11 protein-coding genes are annotated in these 15,641 nt (G+C 72.4%); 5 read left to right on the top strand and 6 right to left on the bottom strand.

The annotated features are described in order from the left end of the window. Positions 1 to 12 precede the first annotated feature (12 nt). The 4 genes from IEZ03_RS17920 to IEZ03_RS17905 all read right to left on the bottom strand — a co-directional run bounded on the left by IEZ03_RS17920 (position 13) and on the right by IEZ03_RS17905 (position 5,860). Entirely contained in the window at positions 13 to 3,264 is a 3,252-nt protein-coding gene (locus IEZ03_RS17920) for an ATP-dependent helicase (RefSeq protein ID WP_229808370.1), read from the bottom strand. 117 nt (positions 3,265 to 3,381) lie between these two features. Further along, positions 3,382 to 3,690 carry an MGMT family protein gene (locus tag IEZ03_RS17915; RefSeq protein WP_184881612.1) on the bottom strand — a complete coding sequence of 103 codons (309 nt, stop codon included), beginning with the start codon at positions 3,688 to 3,690 and terminating at the stop codon, positions 3,382 to 3,384. A 17-nt stretch (positions 3,691 to 3,707) separates the two neighbouring features. Beyond that, a complete protein-coding gene (locus tag IEZ03_RS17910; RefSeq protein ID WP_184881611.1) occupies positions 3,708 to 5,027 on the bottom strand; it encodes a S8 family peptidase in 1,320 nt (439 codons plus the stop codon). A 23-nt stretch (positions 5,028 to 5,050) separates the two neighbouring features. Continuing rightward, on the bottom strand, positions 5,051 to 5,860 hold the full coding sequence (locus IEZ03_RS17905) for a hypothetical protein (RefSeq protein WP_184881609.1): 810 nt from the start codon (positions 5,858 to 5,860) through the stop codon (positions 5,051 to 5,053). A gap of 224 nt (positions 5,861 to 6,084) precedes the next feature. Here IEZ03_RS17905 and moeZ point away from each other — a divergent pair, with 224 nt between their 5' ends. The 3 genes from moeZ to IEZ03_RS17890 all read left to right on the top strand — a co-directional run bounded on the left by moeZ (position 6,085) and on the right by IEZ03_RS17890 (position 9,633). Next, positions 6,085 to 7,266 carry an adenylyltransferase/sulfurtransferase MoeZ gene (gene moeZ, locus IEZ03_RS17900; RefSeq protein WP_132044698.1) on the top strand — a complete coding sequence of 394 codons (1,182 nt, stop codon included), beginning with the start codon at positions 6,085 to 6,087 and terminating at the stop codon, positions 7,264 to 7,266. A 163-nt stretch (positions 7,267 to 7,429) separates the two neighbouring features. After that, positions 7,430 to 8,503, top strand: a complete 1,074-nt coding sequence (locus IEZ03_RS17895; protein ID WP_184881607.1) for an SGNH/GDSL hydrolase family protein — start codon at positions 7,430 to 7,432, stop codon at positions 8,501 to 8,503. A 26-nt stretch (positions 8,504 to 8,529) separates the two neighbouring features. Then, a complete protein-coding gene (locus tag IEZ03_RS17890; protein ID WP_184881605.1) occupies positions 8,530 to 9,633 on the top strand; it encodes an SGNH/GDSL hydrolase family protein in 1,104 nt (367 codons plus the stop codon). 43 nt (positions 9,634 to 9,676) lie between these two features. Here the strand turns inward: IEZ03_RS17890 and IEZ03_RS17885 are convergent, their stop codons facing one another. Beyond that, complete coding sequence (locus IEZ03_RS17885) at positions 9,677 to 10,279, bottom strand: GNAT family N-acetyltransferase (protein ID WP_221480592.1); 603 nt, start codon at positions 10,277 to 10,279, stop codon at positions 9,677 to 9,679. Further along, the gene (locus IEZ03_RS17880; protein WP_184881603.1) at positions 10,276 to 10,995 is read right to left on the bottom strand and encodes a TetR/AcrR family transcriptional regulator; all 720 of its coding nucleotides are present in this window, start codon (positions 10,993 to 10,995) and stop codon (positions 10,276 to 10,278) included. Before IEZ03_RS17880 ends, IEZ03_RS17885 begins: the two co-directional genes overlap by 4 nt. A gap of 167 nt (positions 10,996 to 11,162) precedes the next feature. Between IEZ03_RS17880 and IEZ03_RS17875 the strand changes: the two genes are divergently transcribed. Beyond that, entirely contained in the window at positions 11,163 to 13,334 is a 2,172-nt protein-coding gene (locus tag IEZ03_RS17875; RefSeq protein ID WP_184881601.1) for an MMPL family transporter, read from the top strand. A gap of 140 nt (positions 13,335 to 13,474) precedes the next feature. Next, on the top strand, positions 13,475 to 15,622 hold the full coding sequence (locus tag IEZ03_RS17870) for an MMPL family transporter (protein ID WP_184881599.1): 2,148 nt from the start codon (positions 13,475 to 13,477) through the stop codon (positions 15,620 to 15,622). Positions 15,623 to 15,641 lie beyond the last annotated feature (19 nt).

Genomic DNA, 15,641 nt, shown 5'->3' with positions numbered 1-15,641 from the left:
TCGCCTGCCTGGCTACTCACCTACCTGGCCGCCCTCGTCATGGACGGGGCAGCACGAGCGTACGGGACAGGTGCGACACTTGTCGTTCGCCCTCGCCTGGAACACGTCGCCGGCCATGCCGGTCGCGACGAGCTCGATCAGCTTCTTGGGCCACTCGGGGTCCGCGTCGTCGGCGGGCGGCGGCTGCGCCTGCTCGCGCGCCTTCGCGGCGAACGCGGCCTTGCCGACCTGGACGAGCTTGGCACCGCCGGGTTCGATCAGGCCGTGCCGCTCGAACGCGCCGAGCATCACCGCGTACTGGTAGACGCCGAGCTGCGGGTGGCGCGCCAGGTCGTCCTTGGGGACGGCGGTGGACGAGGTCTTGACGTCGATGATGACGGCGCGGCCCTGCTCGTCGCGCTCGGCGCGGTCGATGCGGCCCTTGATGACCACGCGGCCGAGGTCGACCTTGAACGACTCCTCCAGCGCGACGACCTCGTTGGGGTTGTCGCGGTGCCAGGAGAGGAACTTGTCCACCATCCGGGCGGCCTGCTCGCGCTGCTTCTCGGAGTACCAGGAGCTGCGGAACTCCAGGTCGTTCCAGATCTCGTCGAGCCGCTGCGCGACGTGGACCTCGTCGACGCCGTCGTCGGTGCCGGCCATCTCGGCGACGGCGTGGACGACCTTGCCCATCGTGCTGTACTCGTTGGGGCCGCCCTCCTGCGCGCCGACCGCCGAGGCCAGCAGCCAGCGCAGCCCGCAGGTGGTGAACGTCTCGACCTGCGACGGGGAGATCGTGATGGGCTCGTCGCCGGCGAACGCGGGCCCGTCGTCGGACAGGGCGGTGATGGCGTACCAGTTCTCCGGCCGCGCGCCCCGCACGCCCGCGCGGGCCAGCCGCGCCAGGTGCGCGGCCGCGGCGCGCCGCAGCGGCTCCGGGCGGGACGGGTCGGCGACGGCGGAGCGCAGGTCGGCGACCAGCGCGGACAGCGAGAGCCACCGCGTCCGCTCGTCCAGCTGCGACCGCTCGATCGCGCCGGGGAGGAGCTCGTTCAGGAACCGGGACGGGCGCTCCTCGGTGTCGTCGCCCCCGACGGCCGTGACGACGAGCCGCCGCCGGGCGCGCGTGACGGCCACGTAGAACAGGCGGCGCTCCTCGTCCAGCATCTTCGCCGCCATGGAGGCGCCGGCCACGACCTCGCCGTCCGCCTCGGAACCCGCGGCGTGCTCCACCATCTCCTCGACGCCCAGCAGCGACCCGCGCAGCCGGAGGTCGGGCCACACGCCCTCCTGGACGCCGGCGACCACGACGACGTCCCATTCGAGGCCCTTGGAGCGGTGCGCGGTGAGGATGCGGACGGCCTCCCCCTGGGGCGCCTGCTCGGCGAGCGTGTCACCGGCGATCTCCTGGGACGCGATGTTGTCGACGAACAGCTCCGGCCCGGCCTGGGGCAGCCGGTCCACGAACCGGGCGGCATGGTCGAACAGCGCCACGACGGCGTCGAGGTCGCGGTCGGCCGCCGCGCCGCGCGTCCCGCCCTTGGCGCTCTGCTCCAGCAGCACGTCGGCCTGGCCGCTCTCCTTCCACACGGCCCACAGCACGTCCTCGGCGGTGCCGCCGTCGTGGGCGCTGCGCCGCGCCACCTCGATGAGGTGCGCGACCCGTTCGGCCGGCGCGCGGACCCTCTCGTGGACGAGCACGAGCTCACGCGGGTCGTTCACCGCCGCGATCAGCAGTTCCCCGAGGGGACGCTGCCCGCCCGACAGCTCCTCCAGGTCGCGCAGGGCCCGCTTCAGTCTCCGCATGGCGAGTGCGTCCGCCCTGCCCAGCGGCCCGGTCAGCAGGTCCTCTGCGACGACCTCGTCCAGGTAGTCCTTCTTCAAGGCCGCGCGCAGCAGGATCAGGAACGGGCGGACGGCGGGCTCACCGATCAGGGGGACCTCGTCGCCCGCGACGACCACCGGCACACCGGCCTGGGCGAGTGCGCGCCGCAGCACCGGGACCTGCCGCACGGCGCTCCGCACGAGCACCGCCATCCGCGACCACGGGACGCCGTCGAGCAGGTGCGCGCGGCGCAGTTCGTCGGCCACCAGGGCGGATTCCTGGCTTTCGGAGTCGGCGATCACCGCGCGCACTTCATCGGGGGGTCCAGGGGGGTCGCCCCCCCTGACAGAAGCAGCGCGCACTTCATCGGGGGGTCCAGGGGGGTCGCCCCCCCTGACAGAAGCAGCGCGGACTTCGCCGTCCTCCAGTTCCTCCACCGGGTGGAGCGCGCGGTGCTCGGCCGCGCCCGCCGTGCCCGCGGGCAGGCGGCGCGCGATGCGGCGGGACGCGGCGAGGATCTCCGGGCCCATCCGGCGGCACGTCCGCAGCGCGACGACCGGCGCGGGGTCGCCGTCCAGCGTGAGGAAGCGGTTGGGGAACTCCTGGATGCCGCGCACGTCGGCGCCGCGGAACCCGTAGATCGACTGGTCGGGGTCGCCGACGACGACGAGGTCGCGGCCCTCCCCCGCGAGGTGGTGCAGCAGGGCCTCCTGCGCGGGGTCGGTGTCCTGGTACTCGTCCACGAACACGACGTCGTAGGCGTTGCGCTCGCGGATGCGCACCTCCTCGTCCGCCAGCATCGCGGCGGCCATGTGGATCAGCTCGCCGTAGTCGTAGGTGGGGACGGGGTCCAGCGCGAACCGGTCGGCGTACCGCTCAATGAACCCGCCGATGGCGGGCCAGTCGTCGCGCCCGCGCATGCGGCCGAGCGCGACGAGGTCTTCGGCGTAGTACTGCCGTTCCGCCGCGCGCAGGCTGAAGTCGCGCAGTTCCTCGGCGAACCCTCGGGTGGCCAGGGCGGCTCTCAGCCGCTCCGGCCAGTCGCGCGCCCCGTCCGCCAACTCGCCCTCCAGCAGGCGCCGCACCTCAAGAAGCTGCTCCGGCCCGGACAGCAGCCGCGGCGCGGGCTCTTCGTTCAGGACGGCGTCCCGCCTGAGCAGCGCGTAGGCGTAGCTGTGGAAGGTGAGCGCGAGAGGTGTCCGCGTGGTGCGGTGCAGCCGCCCTGTGATGCGCTCCCGCAGCTCCCCGGCCGCCTTGCGGCTGAACGTCAGGACGAGGACGCGCTCCGGGTCGGCGCCCCGGTTCTCGATGCGGTCGACGACGGCCTCGACGATCGTCGTCGTCTTCCCGGTGCCCGGCCCCGCGAGCACCAGCATCGGCCCGCCGGCATGCTCCACCACCCGCCGCTGCTGCGCGTCGAGCACGGGCGGGACGGCCCGCGCGGGGCCCGCGCGGCGCACGAGACGGTAGGAAGCAGACGGCACAACAGTTCATTGGAACAGATCACCGTGACTGTTCTGACCACAACGCACGCATGTCGCGAAGGTGGTCTCGCGGCGGCGGAGGGACCGTGTGGGTCAGGAGGGGCCGGACCAGCGGGCCCGGGCCATGTCGACGCGGCGGCCGCCGGGGCGCAGCGGGGTCCCCTCGGCGCGGTAGTGCTCGTGGGCGCGTCCCTCGTGGCACGCGGGCGGGCTCCCGTCCGCCCGGATGACCCGCCACCACGGGACGCCGCCCCCGTACAGGGACATGACGCGCCCGACCTGGCGGGGCCCGCCGCGCCCGACCAGTTCGGCGACGTCGCCGTAGGAGAGGACGCGGCCCGGCGGGATCAGCTCGACCGCGTCCAGGACGGCCTCGGCGAACTCGTCAGGTTCTGCGCGCACCCGCCGATTCTGGCCGCTCAACGCCTCCCGCCGCCACCGTAGGGCGGACCGTACGGCGTGAACGGCCGCCCGCTCATCGGCGGGCCGCCCGTCCCCGGCCCCCTCCTCGGCGGCTCGGCGGCCGGCGGCCGGGGCGGCGGCTTCGGGTGGCGGCGCCGGAACGCCAGCGAGATCGCGCCCGCGGCGGCCGTCCCGCCGATCCCGGCCAGCACGATCACGATGATCAGCGGGCGGACCCAGGCGGGCCGCTCGATGACCTCCACCGGGCCGGGGTCCGCCCCGAACCGCTGCCCGGCCGGCTTGTCCTCGTCCGCCCGGGCATCGGCGGAGGACAGGGCTCCGGCCGCCGCGAGGGCGCGGGACGCGTGCACCGTGCCGAACCCGAGCCCCGCGTCGTAATCGCGGGAGCGGCCGTTCCCGGTGCTCTCGATCAGTGCCTGGGAGACCAGCGCGGGCGGGAGGTCGGGGTACCTGGCGCGGATCAGCGCGGCGATCCCGGAGACGAGCGCGGTGGAGTCGCTGGTCCCGCTGCTGACGTGGTACCCGTCGCCGGGTCGGGCGGCGACCAGGCCCTGGCCCGGCGCGGACAGCAGGACGGAGTAGTTGCGGTTCGAGAACTCCGCGCGGGTCCCGTCCAGTCTGGTCGCGGCGACCGCGATGACGCCCGGATAGGACGCCGGGTAGGAGTACCGGGTGAATCCGTCCTCGTCGCGGAAGCGCTCCTTGTCCCCGTCGTTGCCGACCGCGGCGACGACCACCACGCCCTTGCCGATGGCGTAGCCGATGGCGGCGCGGTCCCCGTCGCCCGCGCCGGGCCCGCCGAGCGAGAGGTTGATCACGTCGGCGCCGTGGTCGACGGCGTAGCGGATGCCGCGCGCCAGCGCGTCCTCGGCCTCGTCGGTGGTCCGGAAGCGCCGGTAGTTCTCGTCCCCCTCCTCGGCGATCACCCGGATGGACAGGACGCTGGCCTCCGGCGCCATCCCGATGACGCCGTCGCGGCCGCCGGGGCCGTGGCCGTGCCCGGCGATCAGCGACGCCATCGCGGTGCCGTGCACCCGCAGGGGGGCGGCTCCGTCGTCGATCTCCTTGATCATGTTGGGGCCGGTGGTGACCGACCCCTTCAGATCCGGGTGGTTCGCGTCGACACCGCTGTCGAGGACGGCGACGGTCACGCCGTCGCCCTTGGTGACCTTCCAGGCGGTCTCCATGCCGAGCGTGACGAGGACGGGTCCCTGCGAGTCGCGGATCACGTCGGCGTGGGCAGGGACGGGCGCGAGCCACACCCCGGCCAGTGCCACCGCGGCCACGGCGCCCGCGGCCCTCCGCAATCCCCTCATCGCCCTTCCCGTCCCGTCTCCCGTCAGCACTGCCACTCGGGCCTGGAGCAGTCGGGCAGCGACTTGGCGGCCAGCGCCCGCGCGATCGCGTGCCCGAGCTGCGGCGCCACCGCGAACGGCGCGCCCGGCCGCTTCTTCTTGACCGCCGACGCCGGGCGGCCGTCGGTCTGCCCGGACGTCGTCAGCACCACGTACGGGCCGGCGCGGTCGACGGTTCGGTCCTGCCGGGCGTCGTCGATGAACCGGGCCGACGCGGTCCCAGGGAACGGCGCCGCGTGCAGTGCGGGACTGACCGAGCCGCTCCCCTGCGAGTTCTTCGACCGGGGCAGTTCCTTGTACGCCCTGTCGGCCTTGAACGGGTCGGCGAAGACCACGACGCCGACCGTGACGGCGACGCCTTCGAGCTCGTCGACGTAGGTGGCGCGCAGGACGGCCTTGCAGCCGTGCCTGCCGACGATCTCGGCGATCTCGGGCTCGGCGGCCTGGCCGCAGCCGGTGTCCGGGACGATGCCCGTCCGGGACGCGTACTCGGTGTGCCCCCTCCCCGGCACGTAGGGGATCCGCCCGGGGAAGACGCGCTGCGCGGGCCACGCCCGCCACCGCTGCGCGACCTCCTTGTTCGCGGCCCGCTGCAGCTCGGCGGTGGTGGGCTCGCGGTTGAGGGTCGTCCAGGCGCCGGTGAAGGAGATGCCGGTGGTGACCAGGTAGCAGCATCCGACGACGAGCGCGACGACCATCCACTGCCGTCCGCGCAGGCCGAGCACGGTCACCCGCGGGGCGGGCGGCGGACCCGGCGGACCCTGGTACGGACCGGCCGGCGGCCCCCCGGGCATGCCCGGAGGCCGCGGAGGGGGCGGCTGCTGGGAGGGAGGCAGGAATGCCACAACAGTCAAGATTAACTGTGCTTCGCGACATTACGCCCTGACATCGGGGGGCGGACGGCGTCGCGGCCGCGCCGCCGCCCGGGAATGCGGCGGCACATGGCAAGGTTGTGCGGGATGAGGACGAAGACGTCCCCGCCCTACCTCAGCCGTACGTCAGCACAGGAGCACCCACCGTGTCGTTGCCACCTCTGGTCGAGCCCGCAGCGGAGCTCACCCGCGACGAGGTCAACCGCTACTCGCGACACCTGATCATCCCCGACGTGGGCATGTCCGGGCAGAAGCGACTGAAGAACTCCAAGGTCCTGGTCGTGGGTGCCGGCGGGCTCGGCTCCCCCGCCCTGCTCTACCTCGCCGCCGCGGGCATCGGCACCCTCGGCGTCATCGACTTCGACGTCGTCGACGAGTCGAACCTGCAGCGGCAGATCATCCACCGGCAGTCGTCCCTCGGCAAGCCGAAGGTCGAGTCCGCCGCCGAGACCGTCCGTGAGATCAACCCGCTGATCGACGTGGTCGTGCACGACACCGCGCTCGACAACGACAACGTCATGGACATCTTCTCCGGCTACGACCTGATCCTCGACGGCACCGACAACTTCGCGACCCGCTACATGGTGAACGACGCGGCCGTCCTGCTGGGCAAGCCGTACGTGTGGGGGTCCATCTACCGCTTCGACGGCCAGGCGTCCGTCTTCTGGGCCGAGCACGGCCCGTGCTACCGCTGCCTGTACCCCGAGCCCCCGCCGCCCGGAATGGTCCCGTCGTGCGCTGAGGGCGGCGTCCTGGGCGTGCTGTGCTCCTCGATCGGCTCCATCCAGGTGAACGAGGCCATCAAGCTGCTCACCGGCATCGGCGAGCCCCTCGTCGGCCGCCTGATGATCTACGACGCGCTGGAGATGACGTACCGGTCGGTCAAGGTCCGCAAGGACCCCGAGTGCCCGCTGTGCGGCAAGAACCCGACGCAGACCGCGCTCCTGGACGACTACGAGGCCTTCTGCGGCGCGGTCTCCGACGAGGCCGCCGAGGCCGCCCAGGACTCCACCATCACCGTCACCGACCTGAAGGCCATGCAGGACAACGGCGACGACATCTTCCTGGTGGACGTCCGCGAGCCCAACGAGTACGAGATCGTCTCGATCCCGGGCGCGACGCTGATCCCGAAGGGCGACTTCCTCAACGGCTCCGCCCTGGAGCGGCTGCCGCAGGACAAGAAGATCGTCCTGCACTGCAAGTCCGGCGTCCGCTCCGCCGAGGCCCTGGCCGTCGTGAAGAACGCCGGCTTCGCCGACGCGGTCCACGTGGGCGGCGGCGTCCTGGCCTGGGTCAAGCAGATCGACCCCAGCCAGCCCTCCTACTGAGGACATCCGAAGGCCCCCGGACTCACCGAGAGCTCCGGGGGCCTTCGCACGCGCGGGGGTGACCGCACTAGGCCAGTATTCAGTGGCACGATTCGTGGGATGGTGGGAGCGCGGGAACCCCCCACGAAGGCGGTCACCAGTGACATCGCGTATCCGCAGGTCAGTGGCTATCGGAACGAGTGCGGCGGTGCTCGCCGCCGGAGGGCTGGTGAACGCGCCGCCCGCCGTCGCGGAGACCGGCACCCAGACATGCGAGGGGCCGGGCGTCTCCTGGCGGGTCGACTATGAAATCACCAGTTCGGGTTATGGGCCGGTCGCCCACGCCACGGGGCTGCAGCGCCGGACCCTCCCGGGCGGGTCATGGACCGACGCCTCGACGCAAACGTGGCAACTGCGCTGGGACCACCCGCCGAACGCGTGGGACAACCCCTTCGCAGGCCCCTTCCAGCAGCAGCAGGGAGACCTCGCGGCGATCGGCGGGACCCCGGTCGTCACCTATCTGTCGCCTCGGTTCGTCGCCCCCGACGGGGCGTGCACCGTGTATCTCGCCCCGTTCGCCAACGGGAGCGCCGGTGATCCGAAGATCGCCGTCCTGGGGAACAGCCTCACGCAGAGCCTCAACGACTCCAGCTACAACCAGCAGCACCTTCAGGGGTACGTGCAGGGCAACCTCACCGCCGCCGGCATGCGGGCCGAGGTCGAGGGGCACGGAGGACGCCGCTGGGTCGCCGATCCCGGTGCGACCGGGCTGGCCAAGGCCGACAACTACCTGCTGGACGAGTACCGCGGCCTGCTCCGGCACGACCCGCAGGGGTACGTGATCGAGCTCGGCCCGAACGACGCGGGGTGGATCGCGCTCGCGGGCACGCAGGCCGACCGGCAGGCCCGGCTCGACGCCACGATCACCGGGCTGCGCACGATCCTGGACGAGCTGCGCTCGTCGGGGAAGTGCGTGGTCTTCGTGACCGGCCCCGACAACCTCGCGACCTACTGGACCGCCGACCCCTGGCACTACGCGTGGGCGGCACAATCCATCAATCAGGAGCTGCGCGCCCAGGCCAGCGCGTCGGCCACGGACGACTTCAAGCTCCGCGACTTCGCCCAGCTCTCGGCGAACCACCACACCTACAGCCAGGGCCAGGACGTCTGGTTCACCAGCGACGACCTTCACCTGAACGGCCTCGGCAAGCTCCATCTCACCAGCGAGATCACCCAAGCCGCCGCGCAGTGCCCGTAGCCCACGCTCCCAGGGGATGACCGCCCATGACCTCACGCGTCCGCAGACCCGCGATCACCGCCGCCGTCGGCGCGGCCCTCCTCGGCGTGATGGTGGCGGCTCCGCCGGCCGCCTCCGCCGCGACCGGCACCGCGGCCTGCCAGGCACCCGGTGTCGCCTGGCGGGTCGAGTACCAGACCCAGGACTCGGTCTACGGCCCGGTGCTGACGGCCACCGCGCTGCAGCGCCGTACGCTCCCCGGCGGCGCGTGGACCGACGCGTCCACCGAGACCTGGGAGTTGCGCCGGGACAACCTGCCGAGCGAAACCCCCGGCGGCTTCACCCAGGAGCCCGGCGACCTTTCGACGCTCCAGGGCATCCCCGTGGTGACATATCTGTCGCCCCGCTTCGTCGCTCCAGACGGGGCGTGCACCGTGTACACCTATCCGTTCTCCAACGGCTCGGCGAACCAGCCCAAGGTCGTCGCCGTGGGCGACAGCCTGACCGCCTCGCTCAACGACGCCACCTACAACCAGACGCATATCCAGGGGTACATCGAAGGCAACTTCAACGCGGCCGGGATACGGGCCGAGGTCGAAGGTCAGAGCGGCAAGTACTGGCTTGCGCCACCGAATTCCAATGGGCAGCCGCGTACTGGGATCGACAAGGCGGCATACGAGCTCCTCGACGAGGTCCGCGGCCTTCTCGCGCACGATCCCGACGGATTCGTGCTCGCGCTCGGCGCCAACGACGCCGGCCAGACCGCCTGGATCTCCGACGCGGCCGAACGCCAGACCCGCCTCGACGCCGCCAAGGCCGCGATCGGGCAGTACGTGGCGGAGCTGACCGCCGCGGGCAAGTGCGTCGTGCTCATCACCCCGCCCGACAACCTGGCCCGCTACTGGGGTTCCGACCCTTGGCTCTATGCGTCGGCCGCCCAGCAGCTCACACACGAGATGCGCAGCCTGGCCAACGCCTCGGCGACGGATCTCGTCAAGCTCCAGGACTTCGCCGAGCACTCCTGGGACCACCACAGCTACATGCCGAACAATCCGCAGGTCTGGTTCGGGAGCGACGACATCCATCTCAACGCGGTGGGCAGACTCGCCTACACCAGCGAGTTCGCCCAAGCCGCAGAGCAGTGCGTCTGAACGAAATGTGTCTGACCGAAGGTGCCGCCGCGCGTCCGGTGGTCTAGGTGGACTGGGCGTCGGGGGGTGCGGTCCCCGGTGAAGGCCGGTGGGCGTCCCTGTCGATGCGGTAGACGACGTGGGCTCGGTCGTCTACCGGGTTGTCCGGTTCCAGGTCGCCCTCGGCCACGCGCTTCAGGCCCGCCTTTTCGAGGGCTCGCCAGGACGCGTCATTGGCCGCCACCACCGGGACGATGACGCAGGACGCCTCCGGGTAGTCGTCCCATGTCCGCTCGATCATCGCCCGGATCATCCGCGGCCCGAGACCCCGTCCGGTCAGCTCCGGGTCGCCGATCAGGTAGTCGATGGTCGCCGCGCCGGGCGGGACGGGGAGCACGGCGGACAGCTCGTCGCGGTACGCGGGGTAGTCCGCCAGCCGGCAGCGCTGGACGAGGCCGAACGGCCGCCCGTCCAGGAGGGCCAGCCAGTCCTCGGAGGGTTCCTCGCGGCGGGCGGCGGGACCGAAGTCGCGCGCGACGGCCTCGGGCGCGGTCTCGTGGTTCCACCAGCGCGCCACGTGCGGTTGCCGCAGCCAGTGGCCGAGCAGCGGAAAGTCGTCCTCGGTGACCCGGCGCCAGGTGATCACGAAGTACTCCCGGTCGGTCAAGCGTCCCGGGGCGGCGGAGTGTAGGTCAGCCCTACCTCGGGGGCTATTTCGGACAGCATCAGTTCGAACATGGGCTCGGCGTCGTCCAGGGCGAACTCCAGATGGCCGAAGACGTCCAGGCTGACACCGCCCTGGAGCCTGACCCAGCACTTGAGGAACTGCCGGATCACGCCCAGCGGGAGGTCCACGCCGACCTCCTCACGGTAGCGGGCCAACTGGGAGCGCAGGGCGGGGTCGATCTCCTCGTCCGATACGACGGGAAACGGCTGCTTGTTCCAAAGCTCCAGGAACAGGGCCATGAACGTCCAGCCGAACCTGCGGGCGGACTCCTCGGCGAAGTCGACCTCTTCGTGCTCGTGGCGGCCGCGCACGGGCGAGCCGAACAGCAGTCCGTACTCGCGGGGGTTCGCGAGTGCCCAGCGGCGGAACCGGCGGGCCACCGCCAGGAACTTGCCGCCGAGATCGCCCGGCTCCGCCTCCTTCGCCGCGGCGTGCAGATCGTCGGTCAGCTCTGTGAAGAGGTCGCCGACCAGGTGGCGCAGCAGCTCGCCGTGGCTGCCGAAGTAGCGGTAGAGGGCCGGCGCGGTCATGCCCATCTCCCGGGCGATGGCCCGGAGCGTCACCGCCTCCGGGCCCTCCGCGACGAGGATCCGGCGGGCGGTCTCGGAGATCTCCCGGACCGTTGCCGCGCGCAGCCGATCGCGCCGTGTCTGCACTTCGCCGCCCTCTCTCGCCGTCCGAGGCCCTGTTCGTTCCAGCCGTCCCCGCATGATTCCCGAGAAACCCCCTTGACGGAAGCTAACACCGTATGCATAGTTAACGGTGTTCGCAGTATACAGCGTTCACCAGAGTTAGTGGACGTCACCGAGCAGGGGAGACGACGATGTTGGATCGATGGGGCCGGTGGGTGCACCGGCGGCGCCGGTGGGTGCTGGCGGTCGCCGGAGCCGCGCTCGTCTTCGCCGGCGTGTGGGGCACGGGCGTCTTCGGGGCGCTGTCCTCGTCCGGCGGCTTCGACACGCCGGGAAGCGAGAGCGCGAAGGCCGCGGCGATCGCCGAACGCGACCTCGGCCGCGACGCGGCGGACGTCGTGATCCTCTACGAGGGCGGCACGACCGTCGACGACCCCGCTTACCGCGCCTCGGTCGAGCAGGCGCTGAACGCCCTTCCGCAGGACAAGATCGCGGCGACCAGCACCTACTGGTCCACCAAGGCGCCCCAGTTCGTCAGCGACGACCGCACGGCCACCTATGCCGTCCTCGAACTCGCGGGCTCCGACGAGGCCGCCCGCCAGGCCGCCTACGAGGCCGTCGAGGACGAGCTGACCCGGGTCGGCGGCGGCCTCACCGCCAAGGTCGGCGGGGCGGTCGGCACGGAGACCGCGGTCAACGAGCGGGTCTCCGCCGACATCGGCCGGGCCGAGGCCATGGCGATCCCCGTGCTGCTCGTCCTGCTCGTGCTGATCTTCGGCGGCCTGGTGTCGGCGAGCATGCCGCTGCTGGTCGGCGGCCTGGCGATCCTCGGCTCGTTCACCGCGCTGCACGCGCTGACGTACGTGACGGACGTGTCGATCTTCGCGGTGAACATCACGACGTTCCTCGGCCTCGGGCTGGCGATCGACTACGGGCTGTTCATGGTCAGCCGGTTCCGCGAGGAGCTGGCGCGGGACGGCCGGTCGATCGAGGACGCCATGGGAGCGACGATGGCCACCGCCGGGCGGACCGTCGCCGTCTCCGGCGTCACCGTCGCGGTCTCACTGTCCGGCCTCCTCCTGTTCGACCAGCAGTTCCTCGTCTCCATGGGCTACGGCGGCATCGCCACCGTGCTCGTCTGCATGGCCGGCGCGCTGACCGTGCTGCCCGCGATGCTGGGCGCCCTCGGCCCGAAGGTGAACGCCCTGTCGATCCGGCGGCGCCGGCCGGCCGGGGGCCGCGCCGACGGCTGGTGGGGACGCGTCGCCCGCAGCGTCATGCGCCGCCCGGTCGTCTACGCGACGGCGACGGTCGCGCTGCTCCTCGCGCTCGGCGCCCCGTTCCTGGGCATCAACTGGGGCGGCATGGACGCCAAGGTCATGCCGGAGGGCGCGGACGCCAGGGTCGTGGCCGAGGCACTGGAGACCCGCTTCCCGGGCAACGTGACGAGCCCGATCGAGGCGGTCGTGACCGGCACGTCCGACCAGGGCGCGATCCAGGCGTACGGGGCCCGCCTGGCCTCGCTGCCCGGCGCGGCGGACGCGACCGTGACCGGCGCCGAGGGCACCACGACCCGGATCGCGCTGACCTACGACGCCGACCCCAACTCCGGGGCCGTCCGCGACCTCGTCCGGGAGGTCCGGGACGTCCCGCCGCCCGCGGGCGCGCAGGTCCACGTCGGCGGCCCCGCCGCCGAGGTCGCCGACTCGCTGGGCAGCATCGGCTCGACGATGCCGTGGCTGGCGGTCCTCGTCGGGGGCGCGACGTTCGCGCTGCTGTTCCTCGCGTTCGGGTCGGTCCTGCTGCCGCTGAAGGCGATCGTGATGAACACGCTGTCGCTGGCGGCCACGTTCGGCGCGGTCGTGCTGATCTTCCAGGACGGGTACCTGTCGGGCCTGCTCGGCTTCACCGCCACCGGCTCGATCGCCCCCGCCATGCCGATCCTCATGCTGGCGATGCTGTTCGGGATCTCGATGGACTACGAGGTGTTCCTGCTCTCGCGCGTCCGCGAGCAGTACGACCTGACGGGCGACAACACCGCCGCGGTCGCCGCGGGCGTCCAGCGCACCGGCGCGATCATCACCAGCGCCGCGCTGCTGTTCATCGTCGTCATCGGCGCCTTCGCGACCTCGGGCATCACGTTCATCAAGATGGTCGGCGTGGGGATGGTCATCGCGATCGCGCTGGACGCGACGGTCGTCCGGGGGCTGCTGGTCCCCGCGACCATGCGGCTGCTCGGCCGGGCGAACTGGTGGGCGCCCGGACCGCTCGCCGGGCTCTACCGCCGGTACGGCATCCGCGAGGGCGACTCCCCGGCGCCCCCGGCCTCCCCGGCGTCGCCGGACCTGGAGCCCGTGGGCTGAGCCCGGGTACCGCGGCGGTACGAACGGCCGGTGGCCGGCGGCACACGCCGTCGGCCACCGTTTCATACCCAAACCAGCACTATGCGTAGTTTACCCTGCTTGATGGCTATTGAGAGAGTCATGGCGGGCGGGGGACGGCGATGCTCGATCGGTGGGGCCGGTGGGTGCACCGGCGGCGGCGCTGGGTCCTCGCGATCGCCGGGGCCGCGCTCGTCTTCGCCGGCGTGTGGGGCACGGGCGTCTTCGGGGCGCTGTCCTCGTCCGGCGGCTTCGACACGCCCGGCAGTGAGAGCGCCCGGGCCGCCCAGATCGCCGAACGCGACCTCGGACGGGACGCGGCGGACGTCGTGGTCCTCTACCAGGGCAGCACGACGGTCGACGATCCCGCCTATCGCGCCTCGGTCGAGCAGGCGTTGAGCGCCCTCCCCCCGGACAAGGTCACCGCGACGAGCACGTACTGGTCCACCCGGGCGCCGCAGTTCGTCAGCGACGACCGCAGGGCCACCTATGCCGTCCTCGAACTCGCCGGGTCCGGGGAGGCCGCCAAGGAGGAGTCCTACCGGGCGATCGACGGCGCCCTGACCGGTGTGGGCGGCGGGCTCACCGCCGAGGTCGGCGGGACGGTCGGCACCGCCGCGGCCATCGACGACCGCGTCGCCTCGGACATCGTGCGCGCCGAGGCCATCGCGATCCCCGTGCTGCTCGTCCTGCTCGTACTGATCTTCGGGGGCCTGGTCGCGGCGACGCTGCCGCTCCTCGTCGGCGGGCTGGCGATCCTCGGCTCGTTCACCGCCCTGCACGCGCTGACGTACGCGACCGACGTGTCGAGCTTCGCGGTGAACATCTCCACCTTCCTCGGCCTCGGGCTCGCGATCGACTACGGGCTGTTCGTGGTCAGCCGGTTCCGGGAGGAACTCAGCAGGGACGGCACCTCGATCGAGGACGCCGTGGCCACGACGATGGCCACCGCAGGGCGCACCGTCGCCGTCTCCGGCGTCACCGTCGCGGTCTCGCTCTCCGGCCTCCTCCTCTTCGACCAGCAGTTCCTCGTCTCCATGGGCTACGGCGGCATCGCCACCGTCTTCGTCTGCATGCTCGGCGCGCTGACCGTCCTGCCCGCGCTGCTCGCCGTCCTCGGCCCGAAGGTGAACGCGCTGTCCGTCCGGCGGCGCGGACGCGGGCCGTCCGGCCGCTGGTGGGGACGCGTCGCCCGCAGCGTCATGCGCCGCCCGGTCGTCTACGCGACGGCGACCGTGGCGCTGCTCCTCGCGCTCGGCGCCCCGTTCCTGCGCATCGAGTGGGGCGCGATCGACGCCACGGCGCTGCCGGAGGGCGCCGAGGCCAGGAGCGTCGCCGAGGCGCTCGACACCCGCTTCGCGCGCAACGCCACGGGCCCGATCGAGGCGGTCGTGACCGGCACGTCCGACCGGGCCGCCATCGACGCGTACGGGGACCGCCTCGCCGCGCTCCCCGGCGCCGCGGACACGGAGGTGACCGGCGCCGAGGGCACCACGACCCGCATCGCGCTCCGCTTCGACGCCGACCCCTACTCCGGCACGGCGCGCGACCTGGTGGCGGAGGTCCGCGACGTCCCGCCGCCCGCGGACGCGCAGGTGCAGGTCGGCGGCCCCACCGCCCGGATCGTCGACGAGGTGGCCGGCCTCGGCGGCACGCTGCCCTGGCTGGCGCTGCTCGTGGGGGGCGCGACGTTCGTACTGCTGTTCCTGGCGTTCGGGTCGGTGGTCCTGCCGCTGAAGGCGATCGTGATGAACACGCTGTCGCTGGCGGCCACGTTCGGCGCGGTCGTGCTGATCTTCCAGGACGGGTACCTGTCGGGCCTGCTCGGCTTCACCGCCACCGGCTCGATCGCCCCCGCCATGCCGATCCTGATGCTCGTCATCCTGTTCGGCATCTCGATGGACTACGAGGTGTTCCTGCTGTCGCGGGTCCGGGAGGAGTACGACCTGACCGGCTCCAACACCGCGGCCGTAGCCGCGGGCGTCGAGCGCACCGGCGCCGTCATCACCAGCGCCGCGCTGCTGTTCATCGTCGTCATCGGCGCGTTCGCGACGTCCGGCATCACGTCGATCAAGATGGTCGGGGTCGGCATGGCCATCGCGATCCTGCTGGACGCGACGGTCGTCCGGGGGCTGCTCGTCCCGGCCGTGATGCGCCTGATGGGGCGGGCGAACTGGTGGGCGCCGGGGCCGCTCGCCAAGGTCTACCGCCGGTACGGCGTCCGCGAGGGCGCCCCCTCCCCCGTGCCGGAGCCGGAACCCGCGCGGTGATCCGCCAATGCGCGCAAAC

The organism is Actinomadura livida (assembly GCF_014648675.1).
Classification (GTDB): Bacteria; Actinomycetota; Actinomycetes; order Streptosporangiales; family Streptosporangiaceae; genus Spirillospora; species Spirillospora livida.
The sequence above is the reverse complement of the archived record's forward strand: the minus strand, read 5'-3'. Positions and strand labels throughout refer to the sequence as shown.

What these genes read in the sequence shown, in the direction of transcription:
- IEZ03_RS17910 (WP_184881611.1), bottom strand. Translation starts at nt 5,027, where the DNA reads ATGAGGGGATTGCGGAGGGCCGCGGGCGCCGTGGCCGCGGTGGCACTG.
- IEZ03_RS17905 (WP_184881609.1), bottom strand. Translation starts at nt 5,860, where the DNA reads ATGCCCGGGGGGCCGCCGGCCGGTCCGTACCAGGGTCCGCCGGGTCCG.
- IEZ03_RS17890 (WP_184881605.1), top strand. Translation starts at nt 8,530, where the DNA reads ATGACCTCACGCGTCCGCAGACCCGCGATCACCGCCGCCGTCGGCGCG.
- IEZ03_RS17875 (WP_184881601.1), top strand. Translation starts at nt 11,163, where the DNA reads ATGTTGGATCGATGGGGCCGGTGGGTGCACCGGCGGCGCCGGTGGGTG.
- IEZ03_RS17870 (WP_184881599.1), top strand. Translation starts at nt 13,475, where the DNA reads ATGCTCGATCGGTGGGGCCGGTGGGTGCACCGGCGGCGGCGCTGGGTC.